General features: G+C 65.7%; 7 protein-coding genes. 2 read left to right on the forward strand and 5 right to left on the reverse strand.

Annotated elements, in window-relative coordinates:
- The coding region (locus tag ACE3S9_RS13360; RefSeq protein WP_374546962.1) for a hypothetical protein at positions 1-278 on the forward strand (278 nt) is incomplete at its 5' end.
- A 60-nt stretch (positions 279-338) separates the two neighbouring features.
- Here ACE3S9_RS13360 and ACE3S9_RS13365 read toward each other — a convergent pair.
- From ACE3S9_RS13365 to ACE3S9_RS13380, 4 genes are all read right to left on the reverse strand, one after another.
- Positions 339-800, reverse strand: coding sequence for a MarR family winged helix-turn-helix transcriptional regulator (locus tag ACE3S9_RS13365; protein ID WP_374546963.1), 462 nt, complete (start codon positions 798-800; stop codon positions 339-341).
- Positions 801-1,003: 203 nt separating this feature from the next.
- Entirely contained in the window at positions 1,004-2,434 is a 1,431-nt protein-coding gene (gene hpnJ, locus ACE3S9_RS13370; protein ID WP_374546964.1) for a hopanoid biosynthesis associated radical SAM protein HpnJ, read from the reverse strand.
- Positions 2,435-2,561: 127 nt separating this feature from the next.
- Positions 2,562-3,683, reverse strand: a complete 1,122-nt coding sequence (locus tag ACE3S9_RS13375) for an AbrB family transcriptional regulator (protein WP_374546965.1) — start codon at positions 3,681-3,683, stop codon at positions 2,562-2,564.
- A complete protein-coding gene (locus ACE3S9_RS13380; protein ID WP_374546966.1) occupies positions 3,680-4,255 on the reverse strand; it encodes a hydrolase in 576 nt (191 codons plus the stop codon). The genes ACE3S9_RS13375 and ACE3S9_RS13380 overlap by 4 nt, the downstream gene beginning before the upstream one ends.
- Before the next feature lie 125 nt (positions 4,256-4,380).
- Here ACE3S9_RS13380 and ACE3S9_RS13385 point away from each other — a divergent pair, with 125 nt between their 5' ends.
- Positions 4,381-4,989: a TetR/AcrR family transcriptional regulator gene (locus ACE3S9_RS13385; RefSeq protein WP_374546967.1), complete on the forward strand. Its 609-nt coding sequence runs from the start codon at positions 4,381-4,383 to the stop codon at positions 4,987-4,989.
- A 4-nt stretch (positions 4,990-4,993) separates the two neighbouring features.
- On the opposite strand, the gene ACE3S9_RS13390 is transcribed toward ACE3S9_RS13385, so the two are convergent.
- Positions 4,994-5,923, reverse strand: coding sequence for a glutaminase (locus tag ACE3S9_RS13390; protein WP_374546968.1), 930 nt, complete (start codon positions 5,921-5,923; stop codon positions 4,994-4,996).
- Positions 5,924-6,091 lie beyond the last annotated feature (168 nt).

Here is a 6,091-nt window from a genome sequence, read left to right on the forward strand (position 1 = left end):
TCGGCATCACCAAGGCGAGCCTGCAGACCCGCTCGTTCATTTCGGCGGCTTCGTTCCAGGAGACCACCCGCGTCCTCACGGAAGCGGCGGTCAACGGCAAGATCGATACGCTGGAAGGCCTCAAGGAAAACGTCATCGTCGGCCGCCTGATCCCGGCCGGCACTGGCGCGGCCATGTCGAAGCTTCGCAATATCGCGACCACCCGCGACGACCTGATCCTGCAGCAGAAGGCCGAGGCCTCCTCGGCCCCGCCCCCGGCGCTCCCCGCCGCGGAATGATTCAAAACAAAGGCCGCCCGAGAGGGCGGCCTTTTTGCTGGCGCGCCGCGGACGGCGTTGTCAATCGACCGGCGTGAGCCTGATGCCGCGCTGTTCGACGATTTCCCGCAGAATGCGGAGCAGGGCCTCGCGATCCCCCGGCGGCAGGCGACCAAAGAATTCAGCGTCATTGGCGTCGGCCAGAGCCGCCAGTTCGGGCACAAGCGCGCGGCCCGCCGACGTAAGGGCGAGCGTTTGCGCGCGGCCGTCCTCGGGATCGGCGGATCGGATCAGCAGCGATTTGGCGATGAGCCGGTCGGCCAGTTTGGTCACGGCGCCGCGCGTCATGCCCATTCGCTCGGCCAGACGGCTTGGGGCCAGTCTCTCCTCTCCGAATAGCTGACGCATCAGAACCCATTCGGCCACGGTCACGCCATGGGCCTCCACCTTGCGGGCGAAGGCCTGCGAGACATGGTTCGACACCATGCGCATCCAATAGCCGAGATGGCTGGTGAGTTCGGACGGCAGTCGTCCCGGCGACATGAGGGCCTCGTTCCTTGACTAGGAAACTGTATCGAGGCGATTTCCTTGTCAATGACATTGCGAAGCAATCCGGGTGACCGTTCAGCCGGTTGGATGGTGGATTGCTTCGCCATAGCCCGTCGAAAGACGGGCGTCTTCCGACGCCCTAGGGCTCGCAATGACACGCGTAGGGCAGGGAGGGGCCGCGCCCCTCCCACGGCGGTTCAGCCGTTGGCGGCTTGCTTGCGTTCGCGCAGGAACTGGAAGAATTCCACGCCCTCGCGGAGGCGGCGCTTCAGCATCTGGCGGTCGCGCACCATTTCATTGACGATCGAGCCGATCTTGCTCGGGCGGAAATAGAACTGGCGATAGAAGGTCTCGACGGCGTCGAAGATCTCCTTGTGGCTCAGGTCGGGATAGTGCAGCGGCGCGATCTGGACGCCGTTCTCGTCCACCAGTTCGGCGTTGGCGCTGTCGAGCCAGCCGTTCTCGATCGCCTGGCTGTAGAGGACGGTGCCGGGATAGGGCGCGGCCAGCGACACCTGAAGGGTGTGCGGATTGACCTCCTTGGCGAAGGCGATGGTTTCCTTGATCGTCTCGCGGGTTTCGCCGGGCAGGCCCATGATGAAGGTGCCGTGGATGGCGACGCCGAGCTCGCGGCAATCCTTGGCGAATTGCTTCGCCACCTCGACCCTCATGCCCTTCTTGATATTGTGCAGGATCTGCTGATTGCCGGATTCATAGCCGACCAGCAGCAGGCGCAGGCCATTGGCCTTCATCACTTCCAGCGACTTGCGCGGCACATTGGCCTTGGCGTTGCACGACCAGGTCACGCCGAGCTTGCCAAGCTCCTTGGCGATGGCTTCTGCGCGGGGCAAGTCATCCGTGAAGGTGTCGTCGTCGAAGAAGAACTCCTTCACCTGCGGGAAGTTCTCCTTGCACCATTTGATCTCCTCGATCACATGGGCGACGCTGCGGGTGCGGTAGCGATGGCCGCCAACCGTCTGCGGCCACAGGCAGAAGGTGCAGCGCGATTTGCAGCCGCGTCCCGTATAGATCGAGATATAGGGGTGCTTGAGATAGCCGATGAAATAATTCTCGATCTTCAGGTCGCGTTTGTAGACCGGCGCGACGAAGGGCAGGGAATCCATGTCTTCGAGGATCGGCCGCTCGCCATTGTGATGGATATTGCCGTCGGCGTCGCGCCAGGACAGGCCGAGAATGTCCTTCCAATCCTTGCCGTCGGCGACGTCCTTGACGGTGAAGTCGAATTCGTTGCGGGCGACGAAATCGACGCAGGGCGCGTCCTTCAGGCTACCGTCGGCGTCCACCGCCACTTTCGCGCCGATCAGACCGACCTTGAGGGCCGGATTGGCGGCCTTCAGCGCTTCGATGCACTTCACATCGGAGGCGAAGGAGGGCACGGAGGTGTGCACGATGACCAGATCGAAATCCTTGGCCTGCGCCACGACCTCGGCAAGGCTGGTCTTGTGCGGCGGGGCGTCGATCAGTTTGGAATTCTCGACCAGAGCCGCCGGCTGGGCCAGCCAGGTCGGATACCAGAAGGAGGCGATTTCGCGTCGCGCCTGATAGCGCGACCCGGCGCCGCCATCGAATCCGTCAAAGGACGGCGCTTGCAAAAAGAGAGTGCGCATTCGGTCCTGCTCCGCCTAAGCTATTTAATGAACACGGGAAATCATCGCGCCACCAAGCCCGCCAATCGCGGCCATTCCGTGGCGCCCCGCGCGGAATTGGCCGCGATATAAACAACATCCGGCCCGATCAATCAATCGCCGCCTCGTCCGGGCGCGCCGCGCCCGGGTTGGACGAGGCCGCCATCTGGCCCGAGAGAAAGCGCGCCAGCGCCGGCCCGACCAGAATGACCATCAGCACGCGTGCGGTTTGCAATGCCATGACGAAAGACATGTCGAGCTTGGCCGAGGCCGCGACAATGGCGACGGCGTCGATGCCGCCCGGACTCATCGCGAGATAGGCGGTCATCGGATCGAGATGGGCCAGTCGCGCCAGAACGAAGGCGAGGCCGCCGCACAAGGCGATCAAGGCGAGGGTCGCGCCGAGGATCGCGGGGAGCGCCCGCACGGCGTGGCGCAGGATATCGCGGGTGAAGCGCAGGCCGACGGCCCAGCCGAGCAAAGCGTAATTCAGCGCCAGAAAGGCGCGCGGCAGTTCGAGCGTGAACAAGCCGAGATCCTGCGCCGCCGCGCCGGCGAACAACGGCAGCAGCAGCGGGCCGGCGGGCAGTTTCGTTACCCGCGCCAGCCAGGCCGCGCCGAGCAGCAGCGCCAGGGTCAAGGCGAAGCGAGGCCAGTCGACTGGCGCGATGAAAGCCACGGCCGCCGCGCCGGCCTGGTCCGCGCCGGGCATGGCGAAACGCGCGATCAGGCTGGCGATCAGCGCGACCAGCAGCACGCGCAAATATTGCATGAAGGCGACCAGGCGCATGTCGGCGCCATAGGCCTCGGCCATCACGATCATGGCGGAAGCGGCGCCGGGCAGGGCGCCCCAGATCGCGGTCGCGCCGGGCAGCACGCGCCAGCGGGTCAGCAGCCAGCCGAAGGCGCCGCTGACCAGCACGACCGACAGGGCCGCGGCGAGGAAAACCGGCCAGTCGCGCGCCATTTCGGCGAGAATCTCAGGGGTCATTTTCTGCGCGATCATGCCGCCGATCACCGCCTGCGCCATGATGAACAGGCGCGGCGGAAGCCGCGTCTGGCCTTCGAAGGCAGCGACCGTCGCGGCGGCGGCGATGGCGCCGAGCAGCAAGCCCGCCGGCAGCCGCGCGGCCGATAGCGCGGCGCCGAAGACCAGCGTCAGCGCGGCGAGCGCCGCCCATTGCGTTGCGGCCCGGCGGCCCAGGAAGGAGAAGTGCGACAGGCCGCTCATCCGGCGGCGAAGGCGAGTTCGGCGCTGGTCGTGACGCGCGCGAGGCGGGGGAAGATGTTTTTCACGGCGAAGTCATGCATGTCCGCCTTGCGCGAGGCGCACAGATCCTCGGCGATCACCACCTCGAAGCCAAGCTCCCACGCCTGGCGGGCGGTGGATTCGACGCCGAAATTGGTCGAGACGCCTCCAAGCACAACCGTGCGGATATGACGCCGGCGCAGTTGAAGTTCAAGTTCCGTGCCGAGAAAGGCGCCCCATTGACGCTTGGTGACGATAACGTCGCCGGGCGCCGCGACGCCTTCGACCAGATCGCTCCAGCCGGCCGGAAGGCCACCGGGCGGCAGCGCGGTCGGCTCATCGACGGGCTGGCGCGGGGCGTCGACGAAATCGGCGGCAAAGGCGACGCGGACCGGAAAGACCGGCGCGCCCGCCGCACGAAACCGCGTCGCCAGCGCCGAGGCGCGAGCGACTACATCCGCCGCCGCATGCGGCTCGGTCGCTGCGGAGGCGAGGATTCCTTTTTGCAGGTCGATCAGGACCAGGGCGGCGGCTTTGGGATCGAGCGCGATCATCGGGTCCTCACGAGAGGTTCGGGGCGAAGGAAAAGCGGGGCTGGCCAGTTCGGCCGAGATATGCGAGGATATCCTCGCAAATTGAATTTGAGGATATCCTCGCAGAAGTCAAGGCCCCCTGTTCCATGTCAGCTCCAGCGCCGGAAAAACTTGTTGAAGGCGCCGAACCGAAGCGCCTGCGCGGCCATTTGCGGGTTCAGGCGATTCTGGACGCGGCCGGCGCGCTATTCGCGGAGCGCGGCTATGACGCCGTGACCATGACGGAAGTCGCGGCGCGTTCGGGCGCGGCGATCGGCTCGCTCTATCGGTTCTTCCCGACCAAGGAGGTGCTGGCCGACGCTTTGCTGCGGCGTTATGGCGAGCGGATCGACGCGGAACTGGCCGCTCTGGCCGACGAGGCCGCGACCCTGCCGCTCGACGCCTTCGCCGACGCTTTCGTCGATCACGCGCTGGCCTGGGCGCCGGACCGCGCCGCCGCTCTGGTCCTGATCGAGGCGCGCCACATGGCGGGGCCGCAGCGCGAACGCCTTCGCGAATCCATGCGCGCGCGGTTCTGCGAGACGATCGCGCACGTCAATCCGGCGCTGGGTCCGGATCGGGTCGAGGCCAAGGCCAGGGTCTTGCATCAGTTGTTCAAGCTCGTCGCCGCGAATGCCGGCGAGGGCGCGGCCGTGCTGCGCGAATTGCGCGCGCTGGTCGCGGGTTTTCTGCGGGGGCGGGCCGCCGATGGCTGAGTTTTTACTGCCCGAAGATCGACCATTTCATGCGACGCGCAAGGCGTTCGAGCGCGATGCGGCCGAGATGCGAATTGCCGGATTCGTCCAGCCCCGGCGACCAGACCGCGATCGAGGCCTGACCTGGCGCGACGGCGAGAATACCGCCGCCGACGCCGCTTTTTCCTGGCAGGCCGACCCGATAGGCGAATTCGCCGGAGCCGTCATAATGGCCGCAGGTCAGCATCAAGGCGTTGATGCGTCGCGCCCGCTCGGCCGAGACGATCGAGCAGCCGGTGTCGGGATTGCGGCCGGAATGGGCGAGGAAGCGTCCGGCGCGCGCCAGTTGCTCGCAGGTCATGGCGATGGCGCAATGGTGGAAATAGGTTCCGAGCACGAAATCAACCGGGTTCCGCAGCACCCCGAAGCTCTTCATGAAATTGGCCAACGCGGCGTTGCGGAAGCCGGTGGCCTTTTCCGAACGCGCCACGGATTCGTCGATGAAGACGGAATCGTCCTGCGCCGCGAAGCGGATGAAGCGCAGGATTTCGCCCAAGGCCTCGCGCGGCGGATGGCCGCTCAGGATCACATCGGTCACGGCCAGCGCGCCGGCGTTGATGAAGGGATTGCGCGGCACGCCTTTTTCCAGTTCGAGCTGGACGATGGAATTGAAGGCGTTGCCGGAGGGCTCCCGGCCGACTCGACGCCACAGCGAGTCGCCGGCCAGACCCAGCGCCAGCGTGAGGGTGAAGACCTTGGAAATGCTCTGGATGGAGAAGGGAAGGTCGCAATCGCCGCCGCAGGCGAGGGTTCCATCGGCGGCGACGACCGCGAGCCCGAACCGGGCCGGGTCGACATGGGCCAGTTCCGGGATATAGGTCGCGACGTCGCCCCTGTCGTCGCGGCGCGCCATTTCGTCGGCTATTTCGTGGACGATCTCTTGCAGATCCGGCAATTCCCATTCCTCTTGCGCAAGCTGCGCCGGAGCGCCAAATCCGACGCAGGCTAACGGAATTTGCCTTGCCGCAATAGCGTCAGATCAAGGCGATAAACATTATGCGCGTCTAGGCTCGCGCGTGAAATGCGAGGTTTTCCCTTGAACCAGAGTGATGACAAGGAAACG

This window comes from Rhodoblastus sp. (genome assembly GCF_041915505.1).
GTDB lineage: Bacteria > Pseudomonadota > Alphaproteobacteria > Rhizobiales > Beijerinckiaceae > Rhodoblastus.

Excerpts from the sequence above, each read along its gene's own strand:
- ACE3S9_RS13365 (WP_374546963.1), bottom strand. The coding sequence starts at position 800 with ATGTCGCCGGGACGACTGCCGTCCGAACTCACCAGCCATCTCGGCTAT.
- hpnJ (WP_374546964.1), bottom strand. The coding sequence starts at position 2,434 with ATGCGCACTCTCTTTTTGCAAGCGCCGTCCTTTGACGGATTCGATGGC.
- ACE3S9_RS13375 (WP_374546965.1), bottom strand. The coding sequence starts at position 3,683 with ATGAGCGGCCTGTCGCACTTCTCCTTCCTGGGCCGCCGGGCCGCAACG.
- ACE3S9_RS13380 (WP_374546966.1), bottom strand. The coding sequence starts at position 4,255 with ATGATCGCGCTCGATCCCAAAGCCGCCGCCCTGGTCCTGATCGACCTG.
- ACE3S9_RS13385 (WP_374546967.1), top strand. The coding sequence starts at position 4,381 with ATGTCAGCTCCAGCGCCGGAAAAACTTGTTGAAGGCGCCGAACCGAAG.